This is a genomic window from Coleofasciculus sp. FACHB-542, from assembly GCF_014695825.1.
Taxonomy (GTDB): domain Bacteria; phylum Cyanobacteriota; class Cyanobacteriia; order Cyanobacteriales; family FACHB-T130; genus FACHB-T130.
This window is the reverse complement of sequence record NZ_JACJPB010000023.1, coordinates 41,502-61,540: the sequence shown is the minus strand read 5'-3', so window position 1 is coordinate 61,540 and position 20,039 is coordinate 41,502. Positions and strand designations below refer to the sequence as shown.

The following is a 20,039-nucleotide window of genomic DNA, read 5'->3' as shown; positions in this document are numbered from 1 at the left end:
TATTAATTAATTTAAAATTGGTAATTGTATTATTATAAGGTTATGAGCAAGCCCAAAATTAGAATTAAAATAGAGAATAAGGATTAAGGCGATTCCTGGGGATTAGTAAGCGCAAATTATTAATCAAAACTTCACGATTCTGTTTTTTGAAAGAAATGCTTAAGAATTCTCAAATTAAGTGCTAAGCAATTATGATTAGTAGAGAGACTTAGCAATGACAGGATATTACGATAGTAATATTCAATTTTATAGTTTGCCGCTTCCTGTAGTTACAAATATTATTCTGGTGGTAAGTAATAGCGCTGTTCCTAAGCTTGCATCTTTTGTGAGAGGATTTGCTTTTATACTAAATTCATAAATCTGTGAGTATGAAGGAAGCGATCGCTCGTGAATTTAGGAAAACTCCTGCAAGCGCATCAACCCTTAAGCTTAATTCTCACAGAACAAGTACGTGATGGAAGAGGAAATTTTTAACCAACAGATTGAGGCGGCACAACAGCGCCTGCACGAGCTGTGGCAGCGTACTAGGGAATCCTCATCCCTTCCGCATCCGCAGGAAACACTGACAATGGAGGCTTTGCAGGAACTCTCCACGGTTTTGGAAGAGTTGCAGGTGGCTACAGAGGAGTTACAGCAACGCAACGAACAACTTGCGATCGCCTGCGAGACTGTAAAAGCAGAACGCCAGCGCTACCAAGAGCTATTTGAGTTTGCCCCAGACGGGTACATCGTGACGAATACCTCTGGAATCGTTCAGGAGGCTAACCGCACGGCGGCGTCTTTGCTGAACCGATCCCAGAATTCTCTAATCGGCAAACCGATGGCGATTTTTGTGGCTAAGGAAGATCGCAAAACTTTTAGGGATATATTGACTGAATTGAATCACTTCCCGCAGTTGCACGACTGGGAAGTGCGCTTACAACCCTCAAAAGGTCAGCCGTTCCCAGCTGCACTGAACGTGGCTGCTATACGCGATCGCTGCGGCAATTTAATCGGTTTGCGCTGGCTAGTGCGTGACATCACCGAACGCCACAAACAGGCGGAACAAACCCGAAAAGCACTAGAACAAGAAAAAGAACTTAGCAATCTCAAATCTCGCTTCATCAGGGCTGCATCTCATGAATTCCGCACGCCGCTGACAATTATCTCTATGTCTGCTGAATTACTGGAACGCTACAAACACAAATTATCTGACGTACAAAAAGACTCGCATTTCCAGAAAATAAGAGCTGCTAGCAAACAAATGGCTCGGTTGTTAAACGACATCCTCCTTCTGGATAAAACAGAGGCTGGCAAGTTAGAGCTTAATCCCATACCAGTAGACTTAGTAGAGTTTAGCCGCGAGTTGGTGGAAGAATTGCAACTTAGCATAGGCTCCCAACACGCGATTACTTTTATTCATCAAGGGCAGTGTGCTAACGCCTACCTGGATAAAAAGCTGCTGCGACAAATTATTGACCATTTGCTTTCAAATGCAATTAAATATTCTCCTAGAGGTGGCAAAGTTCATTTTGAACTTATCTGTCAGGATCGTGAGGCAATCTTCCAAATTCAGGACGAGGGAATAGGAATCCCAAAAGAGGACCAACGACGCTTGTTTGAGCGATTCCATCGAGGAACGAATGTCGGCACAATCTCTGGTACAGGGCTGGGATTGACAATCGTTAAAGAGTGTGTTGATTTACACGATGGTGCGATCGCTGTCGAAAGTGAAGTTGGCAGCGGCACGACTTTTACTGTTAAGTTGCCGCTCAATCAACTGAATCAAAACCGATAAGTAAAGATTATTTGATGTGCTTCATCATCGATTTTTTATGCTATTAGCTTAATTAGTGTTTCCAGGTAGCTCTGGAGGCTCGTTTGGTAAAGACTGAGCCGTCGTATCAATTGTTTTTATCGTCTCATTTGGTTGAGAAGTGTCTTGTCGCTGCGTCGCCTCAGAAAACTTGTCTTTAGCAATCCCAGTCACCGTTTCAGTTGTGTCTTTGACTTGCTCAGCAATATTTTGAGCGCTGCGCTTTAGCGCTTCTAAATCATCCTGAGTTTTCTTATAGTCTTCTCTCAGTAACTCTGCGGCTTGACTCATTTTTTGATTAAGTCCCTGGGTGTACTGTTGCGGAGTTTGGACGATGGCATCCGCGACAAGCGCTCGTTTACTACCCGTGCTAGAAATAGCTTCTACCGGGAGCAAATAAACACCATTCAAAACACCACGCCAACCACTAGAAACAAATAAGTAATTAACAACAGCGCCGGTTTTAGGATTGAAGAGATAGTCTATAATTTTGCCAGCTTTGTTGCCAGCGTCAGTCCACACCTCATGTCCAATTAAAGAAATTTTCTGAATTGGCGTTTCGGGTTCAATAACTTCTGGAGTGTTGTTGACAATAATACTATCGGTGCCAATCGTAGTAATTTGCTCCCACCTAAACACCTGTTTCAGACTACCCAAAAATCCTGACTTGCAGCTAAACCCTACGACTTGGTGAGATTGAGAATTTAGCCACAATTGCTCTACCCGACCCACTTCTTCTGCTGTACTGCGATCGAGTACCAGCCGATTGAGTAAGTCACTTTGTCTAATTATCTGTGGTTGCGCGTTCATGACCAAAATCCTTAGAGATTCATTCAATTGGCAATATATGCTGCTTTAGATTAACAAGAGTCGGGAAGCGATCGCCTCAAACTTAGCTTTCTTGTAAACGTTTCCTAATCAAAGTGTGAGTTGAGGTTAAGCCAAGATAAACCAACTTAATAAAGCAAAAGTTGGGCGGAGCGTCAGCTCCACCCAACCTAAGATCATTCTTAACTAAGATCATTCTCAACTGAACGAGATTGTCACCAGAGCGATCGCTCTTTACGCTCTTCAGTGACCCAGCTAGTTTTCCCATGCCCCAACGGTCTCTACAGCCTTATCTCGCGGCAGCAGGCGGCAACGCTAAGCGTGGTGATGTTGGGGGATAAGTACGTGGCGTGTGACCGTTCTGGGAGGCTTTTGGGGGCGCATCCTGAAGTAAAACGTCCCGAATCAATCGCGCCGCCACTCGCTGCACCAAACCCCCGGCAATTTTTTGACCCATGCGCTGAGTTTCTGGCTTCATCAGCAATTGGGGAATCACGGGTAGCAGTTGCATCGCGTCAAATCCGCTCGTTTCCTGGAGAATATCCCAGATCCGTTTAATATGCTCCAGACTGGCGGGCGTTTCTGCCGACGGCGGTGCTTCATTCACTGTCATCCCCACCCGTTCGCGTAGCGAATACGTGACATTTTGGAAGGTGCGGCGTCCCAGCGAATCGATACCCTTCACAATTTCATCCGTTAGGTGTTCCCGGATAAATGCACCCCGCTCTGAGAACAGAAAATCTAGAGTCTGGTTCAGCACCTGAGTCAGGTCATAATCGTCACTGAAACGGGCATTTTTTAACAGATTTTCCAGACGATTCCAGCGGAAACTGCCGTCTTTGAACAGGAGGTCGCGCAGAGATGCCCGCAATTCCGGGGAAGGGTCTGTCAAGAGGCGCTTGGCAACGTAGGGATACGCTTTACTGAGAACTTTGAAATTGGGATCGACATTAATCGCAATCCCCTCTAACGTTACCAGAGACCGGATAATCAGCGCGTAGTAGGCTGGAACGCGGAAGGGATACTCATACATCAACGCCGACATATCATCGGTGATGCTCTTAAAGTTCATCTCCGCGACACTAGCTCCCAGCGCGTTGCTGAAGACCTTGGAAAGGGCTGGGATGATGGGAGCCAGGTCAGTGTCTGGGGTTAAAAACTCTAGATTCACGTAGTCGCGAGCTAAGCCCTCAAAGTCCCGGTTGACCATGTGAACCACGGCTTCAATTAAGCCATACCGCTGATAAGGTTTGACATCGCTCATCATGCCAAAATCCAGATAAGCAAGTTGACCGTCAGTCGTCGCTAACAAGTTACCTGGATGGGGGTCAGCGTGGAAAAAGCCATGTTCTAGCAATTGCCGCAACGAACACTGAACGCCAACCTCGATTAAATGAACGGCATCAATTCCCTGAGCGCGGAGTGCCTCTGGCTGGGTCAATTTGGTGCCGTTAATCCACTCCATTGTCAGGACGCGACGCTGGGTGTATTCCCAGTAAATCTTGGGAATGTAAATATCTTGTAAGTGACCGTATAGAGAGGCAAAGCGCTCGGCGTTGTGACCCTCTTGGGTATAGTCCATCTCTTCATAGATGCGGGTGCCAAATTCATCCATGATGGAGACGAGGTCGCTCCGCACCTGTTTGAGATTTCTCTGCGCCCACCCGGCAAGGGTACGCAGGATGTAAATATCTAGGGCAATGTTTTCTCTTAAGCCGGGACGCTGCACCTTCACAGCGACGGTTTCGCCAGTCTTGAGCTTGCCTTTGTAGACTTGTCCCAAGGAGGCAGCGGCTACCGGGGTGGGGGAGAGTTCGGCGTAAATTTGTTCGGGGCGATCGCCTAATTCTTCCTCAATAAACCGATAAGCTAATTCATTGGGAAAAGGTGGCAGTTGGTCTTGCAGGTGACTTAGTTCGTCTAAATAAGTCGTCGGAACTAAGTCTGGTCGGGTCGAGAGCGCTTGCCCCACCTTAATATAGGCGGGTCCCAGTCTCGTGATGATTGTCCGCAATCGAATTGCCCGTTTCCGCTCGTTCTTGGGAACGCTACCTGTTTGCTTGTCCCACCACAAACTCAGTCCAAAGCGGAGTATCGGCACCAGAATATTGAACAATCGCCCCCAAACTTGGAATGGACGCCTCCGGTAGTAATCGGTAATGGCGACGGGGTCGTAGCGCAGTTCTTCTGCTTGGATATAGGCGGTTTGGGCATCTACGGCTGCTGGATATTGCTCTGCTGTCGGCGTCAGCTCATACTCCACCACGACCGCCTCTCCTGGCGCGGCGGACGCTGTCTGGGCAGGTTTCATCACACCTGTTGTAGAAATGCGATCGCTTGCGTCTGTCCGATGTGACATAGGGGAGACTCTTTTAACATTCATAAGCTTGGGAACCGACTCAGAGCAACTCTGTTAAGTATTGTAACAATAAGTAGGGGAAGCGCCAGGACAAGGTATTCCGGCTCTAGCTGGGGACAATGCCAGTTCGGTCAATTTCCCGCTACCCTGAAAAAGTTTCGGGACTTAAAACTAAACACTAAACTAAGTTTGGTAGCCCAGTACCTTTTTTAAATAACTCGCACAGCATCAAATGCTTCGCACTTGCCATTGTTCATTGGGTTGCCACTGCCTGCCCTCTTCCCTCAAGGTGAATTTTGCTCCATGCTCCTGTCCCTACGGATTGAAAACTTTGCCTTGATTGACCATCTGGAGCTGGAATTTGGCTCTGGATTGAATGTTCTGACCGGCGAAACCGGCGCGGGAAAGTCGATTATCCTGGATGCGATTGACGCCGCCTTGGGCGGAAAAGTCAGCAAATGGTCGATTCGCACGGGTAGCGATCGCGCTTTGGTGGAAGCCACCTTCAAGGTTGACCGAGTTGTGACCGAGTGGCTCTCCGAACAAGAGATCGAGCTGCTGGATGATACAGCCGTGGTTTGTTGTCGGGAGATTGCCTGTCTGCAAGGAAGCCTCCGCAGCCGCTCTCGCGTCAATGGCGTTCTGGTCAATCGGCAATTAATGGATCGCCTGCGCGATCGCTTAGTAGAAATTACTGCCCAAGGTCAAACCGTGCAACTCGTGGCACCCGCGCTTCAGCGAGAGTTACTGGATGTTTATGGCGGCGAGGCGGTGCTACAGCAACGCTCAGTCGTTCAAGCTGCCTATCTCGACTGCCAACAAGCACGAGATCGCCTAGACAAACGCCGTCAGTCCGAGCAGCAACGCTTGCAACGGCTCGATTTGCTACAGTATCAAGCCCAAGAATTAACTGCCGCTAATTTAAGCGAACCGGATGAGCCAGAACAGCTCGAACAAGAACGCCAGCGCTTAAGTCATGTGGTGGAGTTACAACAGCTGAGTTATCAGGTTTATCAAGCTCTTTATCAAAATGATGCGGGGGAGTCAGCAGGTGCAGACTTATTGGGTCAGGCTGAAGCCACGCTGATTGATATGGTGACGTATGATGCCACGCTGCAACCCGTTCTGGATATGGTGAGTACGGCTCTGGCGCAAGTGGTGGAAGCCGGACAGCAAATTAATGCTTACGGTGCTTCTTTAGAAGCCGATCCTCAGCGACTGGCGGAAGTGGAAGAGCGCATCCGCACTCTGAAGCAGATTTGCCGCAAGTATGGCCCGACGTTAGGGGAAGCGATCGCTTACAGTCAGAGCATCCAAGCTGAACTCGCTCTCCTCACCGATAGCGGTCACTCCCTCGAAGAACTGGAAAAAATCTATTCTCGATGTCATGAAACTTTGACATCCACGGCTGACCAGTTGACAGCTTTGCGCGGCGTTGCTGCCAACGAACTAGAAAGCAGGCTCGTGGCAGAACTCAAGCCTTTAGCGATGGAAAAGGTGCAGTTTCAAGTCAAAATTACCCCTTGTCCCCCAACCGCAACAGGTGCCGACGCGATCGCCTTTTATTTTAGTCCCAACCCAGGCGAACCCCTGCAACCGCTGTCTGCCACTGCCTCTGGGGGGGAAATGAGCCGCTTCCTGCTGGCGCTGAAAGCTTGTTTCTCGCAACTGGAAGCCGCCGGAACCCTAATTTTTGACGAAATCGATGTCGGGGTGTCCGGACGGGTTGCCCAAGCGATCGCAGAGAAACTCCACCAACTTTCTCAGGGACACCAAGTTCTTTGCGTCACTCACCAACCCCTCGTCGCCGCAATGGCTGACCGCCATTTCCGCGTCGATAAACACGTCGTCGAAGGAAGCCAGAAGCCAGATCCCTCCAAGAAGGCTGGGAAAAAGAGCGAAGTCTCGACAACCAACGCCGAAGCAATTCATCCAACCCTCCCCTTAGAGAGAGCAATTCAAGGACTCCGGGAAGAAGACCCGACATCTTACATCCTTCAGGCTTCCGAACGCACGGTTGTCCGCGTCAGCGTGCTTGACAATCACCAGACTCGCCGCCAAGAATTAGCAACGCTAGCTGGGGGACATTCTGCCAAAGATGCGATCGCTTTTGCAGAGTCCTTGCTAGCTCAAGCCGCAGTCAAACATAATGGACGCAAGACCAATAACAACAAATAAATAACCTGCCCTCTATCCAACCCCAAAACAAAGAGTAAACTGTTGAGTAAGTAGTATGGCATTTGCTCACTAGGCACAAAAAGTTTGGCTGTTAAATTTGTAGGATAATTCCACCGCCTCGTACCTCGCTCAAATTCAGGCATCTGAAAAAATCTATGACACCTTCATCTACCAAAATGCATGGTTGGAACGATACAGACAGGGTGATTGATGTTGTTCCCCACGATGAAAATCAAACAGGAAATCAAATTCCCCAAACCCCTACAAATATTCCTACTGGTACGGGTGGTGCATTAGCCACAAAAGAAGGAAGTTTTACGGCACTTCTTGCCCCACTGAATAAGGAAACTTTCAAAGAAGTCGTCACAGGTGTCGAAGAAAAGCTTCAGGTAGTCAATCAAACCCTGTCAATGTTGACTGATAGTCAGGGTTTTGATGCCATTCTTCAAGAAATGTTGAATGCCATTACCTTAAAAACCGGAGAATTACTCGGCGCAGATCGCACAACCATCTATTTACTGGATGAAGAAAAGAACCAACTCTGGTCAATTCTTGCTGAAGGCGCAGAGGGGCGACCTTTAGAGTTGCGGATTCCTGCCGATAAAGGGATTGCCGGTGAGGTGGCAACCCATAAGAAAAGTATTAATATTCCCTTTGATTTTTACGAAGATCCGCGCTCTGCGTTCGCCAAAAAGAAAGACCAAGAAAATGGCTATCGTACCTATACGATGTTGACTTTACCTCTGGTAAACGAAGAGGGAAATTTAGTCGCTGTCGTTCAATTAATTAATAAATTAAATTTACCAAATCAGCCAGGAAAGCCGTTAGGGGAAAGAATCGATCTCAATGGTTTTACTTCAAAAGATGAAAGAATTTTTGCAGAATTTGCGCCTTCCATTCGCTTGATTCTAGAAAGTTCCCGCTCTTTTTACATGGCAACGCAGAGACAGCGGGCTTCCGATGCCTTGATGAAGGCGACTCGCTCCTTAAGCCAAAGCAATCTCGACTTAGAAGATACCCTGAAACGGGTGATGCATGAAGCCCAGGAGCTGATGAATGCAGATCGTAGCACCCTGTGGCTGTTAGATAGCGATCGCCATGACTTATGGACAAGAATCCCTCTTTCCGACGGTTCCATGCGAGAACTGCGAGTGCCAGTTGGAAAAGGTTATGTCGGGAAAGTTGCTGAATCCGGCAAACCGCTGAATATCTCCTTTGACCTCTATGCCGATCCAGATTCTGAAGTATCTAAACAAGTCGATCAGGCAAATGGCTATCGTACTTGTAGCTTATTATGCATGCCAATCTTTAACGCTGACAAAGCGTTGATCGGTGTCACCCAACTTGTAAATAAGAAAAAACAGGGAGAATTTCCCCCTTATAATCCGGAAACTTGGCCCGAACCCCCCGAATGCTGGAAGGCAAGCTTTAATCAAAGCGATGAAGCTTTCATGGAAGCATTTAATATTCAAGCCGGTGTAGCGCTGCAAAATGCCAAATTGTTTGCTACGGTCAAACAGCAAGAACAAATGCAGCGTGATATTCTCCGCAGCCTTTCTAATGGAGTTCTCTCTACTGATAAATCCGGTCAGATCATTGCAGCGAATGAAAGCGCCAAGCGACTCTTAGGATTTAAAAATGAAGACCATATAGAAGGTAGAAAAATTGCCGATCTGATCCGCATCAAAGAAGGTGACTTTTCTAAATGGTTTAAAGCTGCGATAGACGCCGCTGAAGAAAAAAGCCGCCAGCAATACTACCCCGATCAAACTCTGCTCTCTACAGAAGAAGAACAACATAGCGTTCACCTGTCAATTAACTCCATTGCAGATGCCAGCGACAATAACAACGTCTACGGTGCCTTGGTGGTGATGGATGACATCTCTCAGGAGAAACGGCTCAAGAGTACGATGTACCGCTACATGACTCAAGAATTAGCAGAACAGTTAATCAATAGCGGTGATGCCAAACTAGGGGGCGATAAAAAAGAAGTTTCCATCTTGTTCTCAGATATTCGCAGCTACACCACCTTAACCGAAAGTATGAATGCAGAAGACGTGGTGCAGATGCTCAATGAATATTTTGAGTCGATGGTAGACGCTGTTTTTACACACAAAGGCACCCTCGATAAATATATTGGCGATGCCATTATGGCAGTCTTTGGTTCTCCCTTACCCTTGCCGGATCATGCCTGGATGTCGGTACAAACAGCCGTCGAAATGCGTCATCGTTTGACAGAATTTAATGCCTGTCGCCAAGACATCGGATTCCCAACATTTAAGATTGGGATTGGGATTAATTCCGGTACGGTAATTAGCGGTAATATTGGCTCCAGTAAGCGCATGGAGTTCACCGCAATTGGTGACGAAGTGAATTTGGGATCTCGCTTAGAAGGTGCTAGCAAACAATATGGTTGCGATATTGTGATTAGCGAAAGCACTTATCAGCCTTGCAAGAATCTGATTTGGGCAAGAGAACTTGATTGTATTCGAGTCAAAGGTAAGACTACGCCAGTGAATATCTATGAACTGGTGGGACTGCGGGAAGAGAAAATCTCAGATCAAAAGCAAATGACGATCGAGCTTTACCATAAAGGACGCGAGTATTACCTAAATCGCAAGTTTACTCGCGCGATGGGTGAGTTTGGCACCATTCTGGAAGAAATTGACAAAAACGACAAAGCGGCTGCTTTGCACCTGAAACGCTGCCAGTTGTTTCTCCAAGAACCGCCTCCTGATAACTGGGATGGGGTTTTCACGCTGACGGAAAAGTAGGAATGGCTAACGGCTAATCTCAAACCTCTATTGTTGCGATGAGCTATCAGCAAAATCACCCTGGAATCGGATAAGTGTAACCGTCTTAAATGATTCCTGAAGGCGAGATCCCCGACTTCGAGAGAGAAGTTGGGGATGTGAACCAATGGCATCGTGTTGGTGACTAATTTTAACCAACAAGTATTCGCTACGCTAACACTTCTAGTTTGAGGGAGTGGAAATTAAATTTCAGTTGAACAATTTGAATTAATAAAACTGCCAACAATCTGGCGCAGTTGCTCAGCCTCAAAGGGTTTTGTCAAATATTCAGTTGCACCCGCCAGACGCCCCTGTACTTTATCAAAAACTCCGTCTCGGGCTGTCAGCATGATGATGGGTAGCTCGCTAAATTGCGGTAAACTCCGGACTGTGCGGCAGAGTTCTAAGCCGTCTACCCCTGGCATGGAAACATCCAGTAATAAAATTGAAATCTGCTGGTGGTAAATCACCGATAAGGCATCTACTGCATTATCTGCCACCAAAACTTTGTAGTCTCTTTCTAGGGCACGTTTGATCAGCGTCTGCATGACGCTACTATCATCCACTGCTAGGATAGTCGGTATATCACTCAAAGTTGAAGACATCTTCTTTACCCAGTTTTTAGTATACAAAAACCTACAATCATTGAATTCGGTTCAAAGGCGATTAAAAAGCCCAATCCAAATTATTCTAACGTCAGCCCCAGTAGGTAAGAGAGCATCGCTTTCCTTTGTCAGAATACATCTATCCTGTCCAGCTATTCTTAATTTAAGGCTTTTCTAGTTTCGTTGAGTTTTTTAGGACTCCTTATTAATAAATGTTTGTTCAATGTTTGTCTATCTCAAAATGCTTTACAAAAATTGAATTTTATTAAAATAAACATTCTACTATATGCACTATAGCTTGAGGATTATTGCTCAGTGAATAGAAGAATTACGGGAATATAGTTAAATAATTGTAACAAGAAAACAAACTGAAGCTGCATTTGTTTTGTAAAGATAAAAATACTAAAAGAGCGGATGGGGTGTTTGTTAATCAAAAAATATCAGTCTGTGATAGAAATATATCCTCGACGGGAATCCTAGATAGAGAAGGTTCTGCCAAGTTGCTCTAGAAAGGCTTCGTTAGCAGGCTGCAAGCAGAAGCGCGATCGCATTTCTGCTTGCAGCCAAAAACCTAGCTTTCCCTAAAGACGGATGGTGGCTTGGCAATTGCGGTGAAGAGGGTATTGCCTACCTAAACTTTACACTGTTGTTTCTTTTAGTCTGTGGCTAGCATCAACTAACCTAACTTGAGCGATGCAGTATCAAAGATTAAGTTCAGTAACTAAATAAGGGAACATCTACATCATATAACTTTCAATAAAGCTTCTCATAGAGGCAAAGGGAAAGTAAGTCTCAAAGAGTGCCTTCATCATCCGGTTTTAATAAAAGTAAACATTTATACAGCTAGCTCCTAAAAAGTGCAGCATTCGCAGAAAAGGGCGCTTAACATGAACGCAAGAATACCTGGAAACGGAGCAATCCCGCTCGATGCTCTGGGATGGTGTCCGCTACTCAACTCTATCCCCGATCGCATCAGCGTTACGGCTCCTCCGGAGCTAGCGTATCTTCAAATATCTGTAGCTGCTTTCGACGATCTGACCCGTTTAGCAGCCTATATTTGCCAGACAAAGATGGCTTTGCTCAGCTTTATGGATGGCAAACAACATTGGCTTCAGTCAAAATTGGGCATTTCTACCCCAGACACTGACGCCTATGTTGCTTTCTGCACTTATGCCATCCTGCAACCAGAAATCTGCGAATGCGAGTTGATGCTCGTTCGGGATACCCTGTCTGATAAACGGTTTGCTAGCCATGCCTTGGTGAAATTCGATCCAAAAATCCGATTTTATGCGGGTGTGCCCTTAGTCACGTCTGAGGGCGTGATGGTAGGGGTGCTATCTGCCCTCGATGATGTGCCGCGAGATTTAAGCAAGGAACAGCAGCAAGCACTGGGGACATTAGGAAGGCAAGCGATCGCTCACTTACAACTGGGAAAAAACTTAACAAACCTCGAACAAATTATCATCAATCAACAGCAAACTGAAGCAGCACTTCAGGAGAAAGAAACCCGATTTCAGTTGGGACGAGCAGCTTCTGGCACTAACATTGAGGATTTTAATCTTTTGACAGGTGAAGGAATCGCTCCAACAGGATCTGATAATTTAGAGGGGCTATTGGGTTTAGTTCCGGGCACTGACGCAACTCAGGAATGCTTCCTAAAATGGGTTCATCCTGAAGATCGGGAACTTGTCGCTGGGGCGATCGCTGACTCTATTCAGGGTAAAACAGACCACGAGATTGAATTCCGCATTGTCTGTCCTGATGGCAGTATCCGCTGGCTAGCGGGAAAAGGCAAAGTTCTTTACAGCGAAACGGCAACAACGGTTCGCACGATCGGCACAGTTATGGATATCACCAAACGTCAGCAAACTGAAGATGCCTTGCGTCGAGCCGCCGCAGAAAATCTGAAACTGGCACAAGCTGTAAAGTCAGTTTCAGATGGAGTTGTCATCGTCGATCCCCATCAACCAAATTGCCCGATTGTTTACGCGAACCCAGCTTTCACCCGAATTACTGGGTATCAGCCAGAGGAAGCGATTGGTCGTAACTGCCGGTTTTTGCAAGGTGCCGATACCGATCCAGAAGCGATCGCAAAAATTAGGAATGCGATCGCTCAAGCGAAAGAAGTTAAAGTTACGCTGCTAAACTATCGCAAAGATGGTCAACCTTTCTGGAACCAATTAAAAATTTCGCCCGTGTTCTCAGATAATGGCGATTTACTTTACTTGGTTGGCATTCAGACAGACATCACGCTCTCTAAGCGAGCCGAGACAGCGCTTCTGAAGAGCAAAACTCGTCTTCAGTTGCTTAACAGCATCTCGACTAAAACCCGATCTGGTTTGTCGATAGAGCAAATAATTGAGCGCACGCTCAAACAAATTAGCGAATATTTCCCTTATCTGCGAATAGCTTACTCAACGATTAATCACCAAGGTATCTTGACGGTAATTTCCGCCATCGAGCCGCCAGGAATGCCGAAACTCTTAGGAGCGGTGGTTGACCTCACTGCGGCTCCGGAGTATCTCAATGCCTTGCAGATGGGCGAATCATTCATCTGTAACGATGTTACCCAAGACTTCCGGCTAGCGCCTCTGGCTGATGTCCTGCTGGCAGTCCAAACTCAGTCTATGCTTGACGTACCGTTTCCGTATTCCGACCAGTTAGTAGGCTTGCTTTGCTTTGACTCGCCGCAACCATACAAATGGAGCGAACATGAGCTAGCCACCTTAACTGATATTGCCGGATACTTGATGATTACCATCAAAGACGCTCATGCACAACAAGAGCGTCAGCGAGCTGAATTTGCACTGTCTGAATCCCTCAAAGAAGTGGCAGACATCAAGTTTGCACTCGCTCAATCTTCAATCGTGGCAGTCACTGACTCCACCGGAAAGATTAACTATGTAAACGATAAATTCTGCGAAATTTCTCAATACTCCAAAGAGGAACTGCTCGGACAAAATCACCGCATCGTCAATTCTGACTATCACCCCAAGGAATTTTTTCAGCAGATGTGGGCAACCATCAGTAGTGGCAGCGTCTGGCATGGCGAAATCAGAAATCGAGCCAAAGACAAAACTTGTTACTGGGTAGATACCACCATTGTGCCCGTCTTAAATTCCGATGGAAAACCCGTTGAATATGTAGCAATCCGTCAAGACATCACTGAGCGCAAAAGGGCAGAAGAATTACGACGGCAGAGCGAACAGCGCTTTCGCGCTTTAGCTGAAGTGATTCCGCAACAGGTATGGACGGCACAGCCAGATGGCGCACTCGATTATGTGAACCAGCGCGTTCTAGAATATTTCGGACGCACCTTCGAGGAAATGGTGGGCTGGGGATGGCAAGATGTGCTGCATCCGGAGGATGTGCCGGGGTGTATTGCCCGCTGGAGTCATTCTCTCTCTACGGGAGAGCCTTACGAAGTTGAATTTCGCCTGCTGAATGCGGCTGAGGGAAACTATCGCTGGCACTTGGGACGAGCAGTACCCGTGCATGATAACGAAGGCAGGATCGTTAGTTGGTTTGGGACGAACACGGATATCGACGAGCGCAAGCGGCAAGAGGAGGAGCGCATCCAGCTTTTGGCGAGAGAACAGGCGGCACGCGAGGCGGCTGTCAACAGCGAGAACCGCACTCGGAGCATTTTGGAAAGTATTACCGATGCTTTCTTTACTTTAGATACCGAGTGGCGATTCACCTATTTGAACTCGCGGGCAGAGCAGCTTTTGTTTAGAAGCAAAGATGAGTTGATTAATCAGTGTATTTGGGATGAGTTTCCAGAAGCAGTCACTTCTAATTTTTATCAGGAGTACCAGCGGGCAGTTGCCAATCAAGTAACGGTTCACTTTGAGGTGTTCTACGAGCCGCTGGAGTCGTGGTTTGAAGTGCGGGGCTATCCCTATCAAGATGGTCTATCGGTTTATTTCCGGGATGTTACAGGTCGCAAACAGTCAGAAGCAGCACTGATGGAGCGATCGCGCCTCTCGACCCTAGAAGCAGAAATCGGTACTGCTTTGGGTGCGGCTGGGTCTTTATCGGAAAGTCTCAATCACTGTACGGAAGCAATGGTGCAGCATCTCGATGCAACTTTTGCTTGTATCTGGACATTTAACCAAAAACTCAATCGCTTGGAATTGCAAGCAACGACAAGGGTTGATCGAGACAGCGAATTGTATTGGCAAGATTTGTTGGCTCAGCGTCACCAGGTTCTAGACGGTACCCTCGTCGGCTTCGTCGCTCAAACTCGTCAACCCTACCTGACTCAGGATAGTAATTATCGGTCTGGGGGCGGGTTGGAAGCCCGCTTGTACGATGATTTTGTCGCTGAAAGCTGTTTGCGAATTCCCGAAAGCTATTTAGCAATCTATCCCCTGATTGTCGAAGAGCGACTGGTGGGCGTCATGGCTGTATGCAGCAGCCAACGCTTTACCGAAGCCGTTCATCAAGTCTTAGGGTGGGTCGTCAACGCGATCGCGATCGCCATCGATCGGTCTTGGGCGAAAGAAGCCCTCTCAGCACGTCGGGAAGCCTTGCTGTTTCGCTTAGCAAGCCAGATTCGAGATTCCCTCGACCTAGATACCATCCTGGGAACCGCCGTGAATGAGATTCGCGGTTTGTTGCAAGTTGACCAATGTCAATATTTGTGGTGCTGGGCGCAGTCCAATCAGGCGAGTCTGACCGTAACTCACGAAGCGACAACAGACGGGAGTAGACCGAGTTTGCTCTCCGAGTGTCCCCCAGAAAAACTCGATCCCCTAAGCGACAAAATCCGCAAACTTCAGACGTTGCGGGTTGACGATCTGACAAGCGATCGCAGCCTAAATGCCGAGGATGGAGAAATGCAAATCGCACCTCTACTGAGCAATTTGGGCGTTCGTTCGGTGCTGCTGCTACCTTTGAAAACCCACGCCGGTCATTTAGGCGCGATTGTCTGTAGTCATAGCAGTGGATCTCGTCCCTGGCTTGACAGCGAAATTGAGCTACTGCAAGGCGTCGTGGATCAGCTAGCGATCGCCATTGACCAAGCAGAACTCTACGCCCAAAGTCGTGCCGCCGCCCGTGCCGCGCAAACCCAGACGCAACAACTAGAGCAAGCATTGCACAATCTCAAACAAGCCCAATCTCAGCTGATTCAGACCGAAAAAATGTCCAGCTTGGGTCAAATGGTCGCTGGAATTGCTCACGAAATCAACAACCCAGTCAATTTCATCACCGGCAACCTCAGCCACACCAGCGACTACATTCAAGACCTACTCGATCTCGTACACCTCTATCAACAGCACTACACCAATCCCGTTCCCGCAATTCAAGCGCAGGAGGAAGAGATTGATTTAGAGTTCATCATTGATGACTTGCCCAAAATGCTATCTTCCATGCAAATGGGCGCTGACCGCATCCGTCAGATTGTCTTGTCATTGCGGAACTTCTCTCGTCTGGATGAAGCTGAAATGAAGCCGGTCGATATCCACGAGGGAATCGACAATAGTTTGCTAATTCTCCATAGCCGTCTGAAACCCAATGGCGCTTACGGCGGGATTCAAGTCTTGAAGGAGTACGGCAATCTTCCCTTAGTCGATTGCTACGCCGGTCAGCTCAATCAAGTGTTCATGAACATTCTCAGCAATGCGATTGATGCCCTCGACAGCCAACCCGAACCAAGGAAAATTACTATCGCCACCGAAATCCGTAATCGTCTAACGGGTAATGAGGAAGAGACTGGAAACCCTAACACGTCGCTGACGCCAATCACCGAAGATCCATTACCAATGACCAAGAACCAAGTCGTTGTGATTCGGATTCGAGACAATGGCCCAGGAATGCCAGAGAACGTTATCAAGCGTCTGTTTGACCCCTTCTTTACCACCAAGCCAGTCGGCAAGGGAACTGGTTTGGGGCTATCCATTAGCTACCAAATTGTGGTGGAGAAACATGGCGGAATGCTCAAGTGCGTGTCAGAACCAGGACAGGGAGCAGAGTTTTGGATTGAAATTCCTATGATTCCTTGCCTGTAACCACTCAACATGACTAAGCGTTGCCCTTGCTGAGGAATGCATCTGCCGCTAAAGCGATCGCCCTCTTGTATTTAGTAAGCTATTTACTCGTCCTACCAGGGAAGTTTAATGAGAAGGAGATTCCGTGTCATTTCAAAGACAATTTAATGAAGCTCTCATACAGCGTTTTATACAACTCATCGGGACTCATACAGGCTTACAGATTCGTCCGCAAGAGCGAGAAGCTTTATGTGAAAAAATTTGCTTCCGGATGAACGTCATTTCTATCTATCTTCCTGAGGCTTATTACCAATTATTAGAAACCGAGACTTATCAAAGTCAGGGCGAATGGCAAGAACTAGCGAATTTGTTAACAATTGGCGAAAGTTACTTCTTTCGAGATAAAGGTCAGTTTTCTCTATTAAGATATCAAATTTTACCGCGATTGATAGCCGCTAAAAAGCAAACGAAAACCCTGCGAATTTGGAGCGCGGGATGCTCAACTGGCGAAGAACCTTATTCTCTAGCGATTCTCCTCACCGAACTCATTCCAGATTGGGAAAGCTGGAATCTCTATATTTTAGGAACAGATATCAATCAAGAGTCTATCAATAAAGCAAAACAAGGAGTTTATAGTTCTTGGTCATTTCGATTGTTAGACCAGAAACTACAAAACTGCTACTTTGAGCCACATGGGACGGAATGGAAAATTAACAACAACATTCAAGACATAGTTGATTTCAAAACTGTCAATTTAATTAAAACGCCCTTTCCTAATTTATTGTTAGATGTTCAAAATATTGATTTAATTCTTTGTCGAAATGTCTTTGTTTATTTTGATAAACCTGCTATTTCACTTGTTGCCAATAAATTTTACAATACTTTACAACCAGGAGGATATCTTTTGACGGCTCATGCTGAACTTCAGGGGATAGATATCAGCTTATTTCACACGGAGTCGTTTCCCGAATCAACGATCTATCAACGCCCTAAAGAGACGGTTGGAGGGAAGCTTTCAAGGAAGAAAGCAAAAGTTTATTCTGACACTGAAGAACCAATACTTTGCCCATCTTACCCAGCGGCAAATAAGGTAAAAATAGAACTTGCACAATTAGTTCCTAAAAGTTATTTTCCGGTACCAGTAAGAGAAAAAAATAGTAACGAAGTCAATGAATGCGGACGCCTATCTAATCTTGAAGTCAGCGAAAAACCGGCGACTACTTCAAGCTTTCAGACACTTATCTGTGAAGCTAAAACCCTTTTCAAACAGAAGTATTATCCCTCAGCAATTCAAAAAACAGAGCAAGCGATCGCTTTGTCACCCAAAAACTTTGACTCTTACTATCTCATGGCTCAAATATATGCCAACTTAGGTGAATATGACAAAGCAGTTCACTACTGCCAACTAGCACTTAAAATCGATTCTCTTTCCGAAAAACCTTTATACCTACTCGCCCATATTGCGGAAGAACGGGGGGATGTTGAAGAAGCTAAAAGTTTATTAAAAAAAATCATTTACTTAGTGCCTTCCTCTATCTTGGCATATCTGGAAATTAGCGGCATTTACGAACTAGAAGGAAATCTTTCTAGAGCTTTAAAAATGCGAACAGTTGCTTTAGAAATTTTAAAAAAGTTACCCCAGGAATCGATAGTTGAATCTCCAGAAAAAATGACCGTTGGAGAATTGAGCGTACACATCCAAAAAATGTTACAACCACAGTTATAATCTCTATGGAATATAAACAATATATTATTTTCAGCTTGAATGCTTCCCTTTATGGAGTAGAAGCATTTTCAGTACAAGAGATTTTCTTTCTCCCAGAGTTAACGCCAATCGTAGAAGCACCGCCTGAAATGGTAGGAGTGCTTAATCTCCGAGGTGAAATCTTACCAGTTATGGATCTTCATTATCGCCTGGGGTACGGATTCCCAGAATATCGCCTTACGGATAGTGTAATTGTTCTGGTATGTCAGGGATTTAGATTTGGCATTATTGTCAATGAAGTTCATGACGTGCAGAAGATTTACACTAATGCGATCGCGGCAGATTTTTCCTATAAACGAAAAATCGCGAATCAACCCCATTTTGTTACGGGGATTGCCAATCTAGAGGCGGATATCGTGATGTTACTAAACCCGGAAAGGCTCCTCCAATCTACAGAACAAATTGAAACATTAATTACAGGAAAAACATCGCTAAATCCAGAAACAAAAGCTGATATTGCCTTTGGTTCTCCCAAAGAGAGACGCCTATTTTTCTCCAATAAAACCTCAGAAGAAATAGCGATTTTCCAGGAACGGGCAGAAAATTTAAGGCGACAAGCGGAGAACCAAGATTTTACGGGAAGCCGCCCGATGGCAGTGATTAATTTAAATGGTGAATATTTTGGGGTAGATTTGGGGAACGTGCGCGAATTTACTGATATTCGCAAAGTTACTCCGATTCCTTGTTGCCCAGCTTATATTGTCGGCAATATGAATTTGCGGGGTGAGATTTTGACATTAATCGATATTCGTGGGGTATTAAATTTACCATTGGGTAATTTAGAGAATACCGCGAAGGCGATGGTTGCTTGCATTGACGATCTGGTGGCTGGTTTGATAGTTGATGAGGTATTGGATGTGATGTATTTGCACCTAACGGAGATGATGCCAGTACCTGCCGCAGCCCGTTCTGTTAATGAAGAATACCTCCGAGGAACGGTTGCTTACGGCGAAAAGATGATAGCTATTTTAGATTTACCCAAAATCCTGATGCAAGCAGGGTTGATGGTTGATGAAGAAGTGTGATTAGTTGTTAAATTCCATTGCCCAGAAAGCTTTAATGCTGGCTGAGAAAGCAACCCAGGCGGCATCGCTAACATTAGAAGGGGCAGCGATGCTGAGAAGAGAAGAGCGAAAGCCGCTATCTAACAGGTTGTTGGAGCGCTGAAGGCTCCCAATCAGCAAGCCAAAGACACCGCTTGCGGCATTACTCAACTGATTGGCACTTAAAACCTCAACAAAGCTGCGTTGAGATTCAAGGCAGTCATTTGGTTAATCTGTACGCGGCTGGTTGGCAACGTGAATAAATATCATTTCTATATTTTAAGTTTTTTAAACTCTTAACACTCCTAGAGCGGAAGAGGGATTAATAATAAGAGCCGTTCTAAGACAGAACTAAGTATGTATAGATTTTTAAAAAAATTCCAAAGAGTATTTTCTTGGTGGATTATAGAGATGTTAGGGGCAAGTTTGACTAAGAAATTTTACATTTCCTAAACAATCCTCTCTTTGGCAATTCAATTTTTTAGGAGAACCTACCCTAAGAAGAATTTATCACCAGTATTTATACTAATCCTCTAGGTGTATTAAATTTAAAAACGAAAAGTCATAAAACGGGTAAATTAGCTACAGTATTTTGAGTTACTGGCTTTCTCTCACTCCTTGTATCGCCCTAAGCGATCGCTATCCAGCGAGTCATGGTGGCTTGACTGAGGAAACAAAAAA

General features: G+C 46.0%; 10 protein-coding genes. 6 read left to right on the top strand and 4 right to left on the bottom strand.

Translation table 11 applies throughout. The annotated features are described in order from the left end of the window. Positions 1-454: 454 nt before the first annotated feature. The gene (locus tag H6F52_RS06540) at positions 455-1,777 is read left to right on the top strand and encodes an ATP-binding protein (RefSeq protein ID WP_190532977.1); all 1,323 of its coding nucleotides are present in this window, start codon (positions 455-457) and stop codon (positions 1,775-1,777) included. 48 nt (positions 1,778-1,825) lie between these two features. On the opposite strand, the gene H6F52_RS06535 is transcribed toward H6F52_RS06540, so the two are convergent. Together H6F52_RS06535 and H6F52_RS06530 are read right to left on the bottom strand one after the other, a co-directional pair. Then, positions 1,826-2,605 carry a PRC-barrel domain-containing protein gene (locus H6F52_RS06535; protein WP_190532975.1) on the bottom strand — a complete coding sequence of 260 codons (780 nt, stop codon included), beginning with the start codon at positions 2,603-2,605 and terminating at the stop codon, positions 1,826-1,828. Between the two features lie 307 nt (positions 2,606-2,912). Continuing rightward, positions 2,913-5,006, bottom strand: a complete 2,094-nt coding sequence (locus H6F52_RS06530; protein ID WP_190532972.1) for an AarF/ABC1/UbiB kinase family protein — start codon at positions 5,004-5,006, stop codon at positions 2,913-2,915. A 279-nt stretch (positions 5,007-5,285) separates the two neighbouring features. Here H6F52_RS06530 and recN point away from each other — a divergent pair, with 279 nt between their 5' ends. Both recN and H6F52_RS06520 read left to right on the top strand, forming a co-directional pair. After that, complete coding sequence (gene recN, locus H6F52_RS06525; RefSeq protein WP_190428704.1) at positions 5,286-7,160, top strand: DNA repair protein RecN; 1,875 nt, start codon at positions 5,286-5,288, stop codon at positions 7,158-7,160. 155 nt (positions 7,161-7,315) lie between these two features. Beyond that, entirely contained in the window at positions 7,316-9,934 is a 2,619-nt protein-coding gene (locus H6F52_RS06520; protein ID WP_242033197.1) for an adenylate/guanylate cyclase domain-containing protein, read from the top strand. Between the two features lie 221 nt (positions 9,935-10,155). On the opposite strand, the gene H6F52_RS06515 is transcribed toward H6F52_RS06520, so the two are convergent. Beyond that, positions 10,156-10,557, bottom strand: coding sequence for a response regulator (locus tag H6F52_RS06515; RefSeq protein ID WP_190413546.1), 402 nt, complete (start codon positions 10,555-10,557; stop codon positions 10,156-10,158). 887 nt (positions 10,558-11,444) lie between these two features. Between H6F52_RS06515 and H6F52_RS06510 the strand changes: the two genes are divergently transcribed. The 3 genes from H6F52_RS06510 to H6F52_RS06500 all read left to right on the top strand — a co-directional run bounded on the left by H6F52_RS06510 (position 11,445) and on the right by H6F52_RS06500 (position 19,340). Beyond that, positions 11,445-16,571 (top strand): PAS domain S-box protein, encoded by a 5,127-nt coding sequence (locus H6F52_RS06510; protein ID WP_190532969.1) that lies wholly within the window; start codon positions 11,445-11,447, stop codon positions 16,569-16,571. A 124-nt stretch (positions 16,572-16,695) separates the two neighbouring features. Beyond that, the gene (locus H6F52_RS06505) at positions 16,696-18,276 is read left to right on the top strand and encodes a CheR family methyltransferase (protein ID WP_190532967.1); all 1,581 of its coding nucleotides are present in this window, start codon (positions 16,696-16,698) and stop codon (positions 18,274-18,276) included. A 5-nt stretch (positions 18,277-18,281) separates the two neighbouring features. Next, positions 18,282-19,340, top strand: a complete 1,059-nt coding sequence (locus H6F52_RS06500) for a chemotaxis protein CheW (protein ID WP_190532964.1) — start codon at positions 18,282-18,284, stop codon at positions 19,338-19,340. Here H6F52_RS06500 and H6F52_RS06495 read toward each other — a convergent pair whose 3' ends face one another. After that, positions 19,341-19,529, bottom strand: coding sequence for a hypothetical protein (locus tag H6F52_RS06495; protein ID WP_190532961.1), 189 nt, complete (start codon positions 19,527-19,529; stop codon positions 19,341-19,343). Positions 19,530-20,039 lie beyond the last annotated feature (510 nt).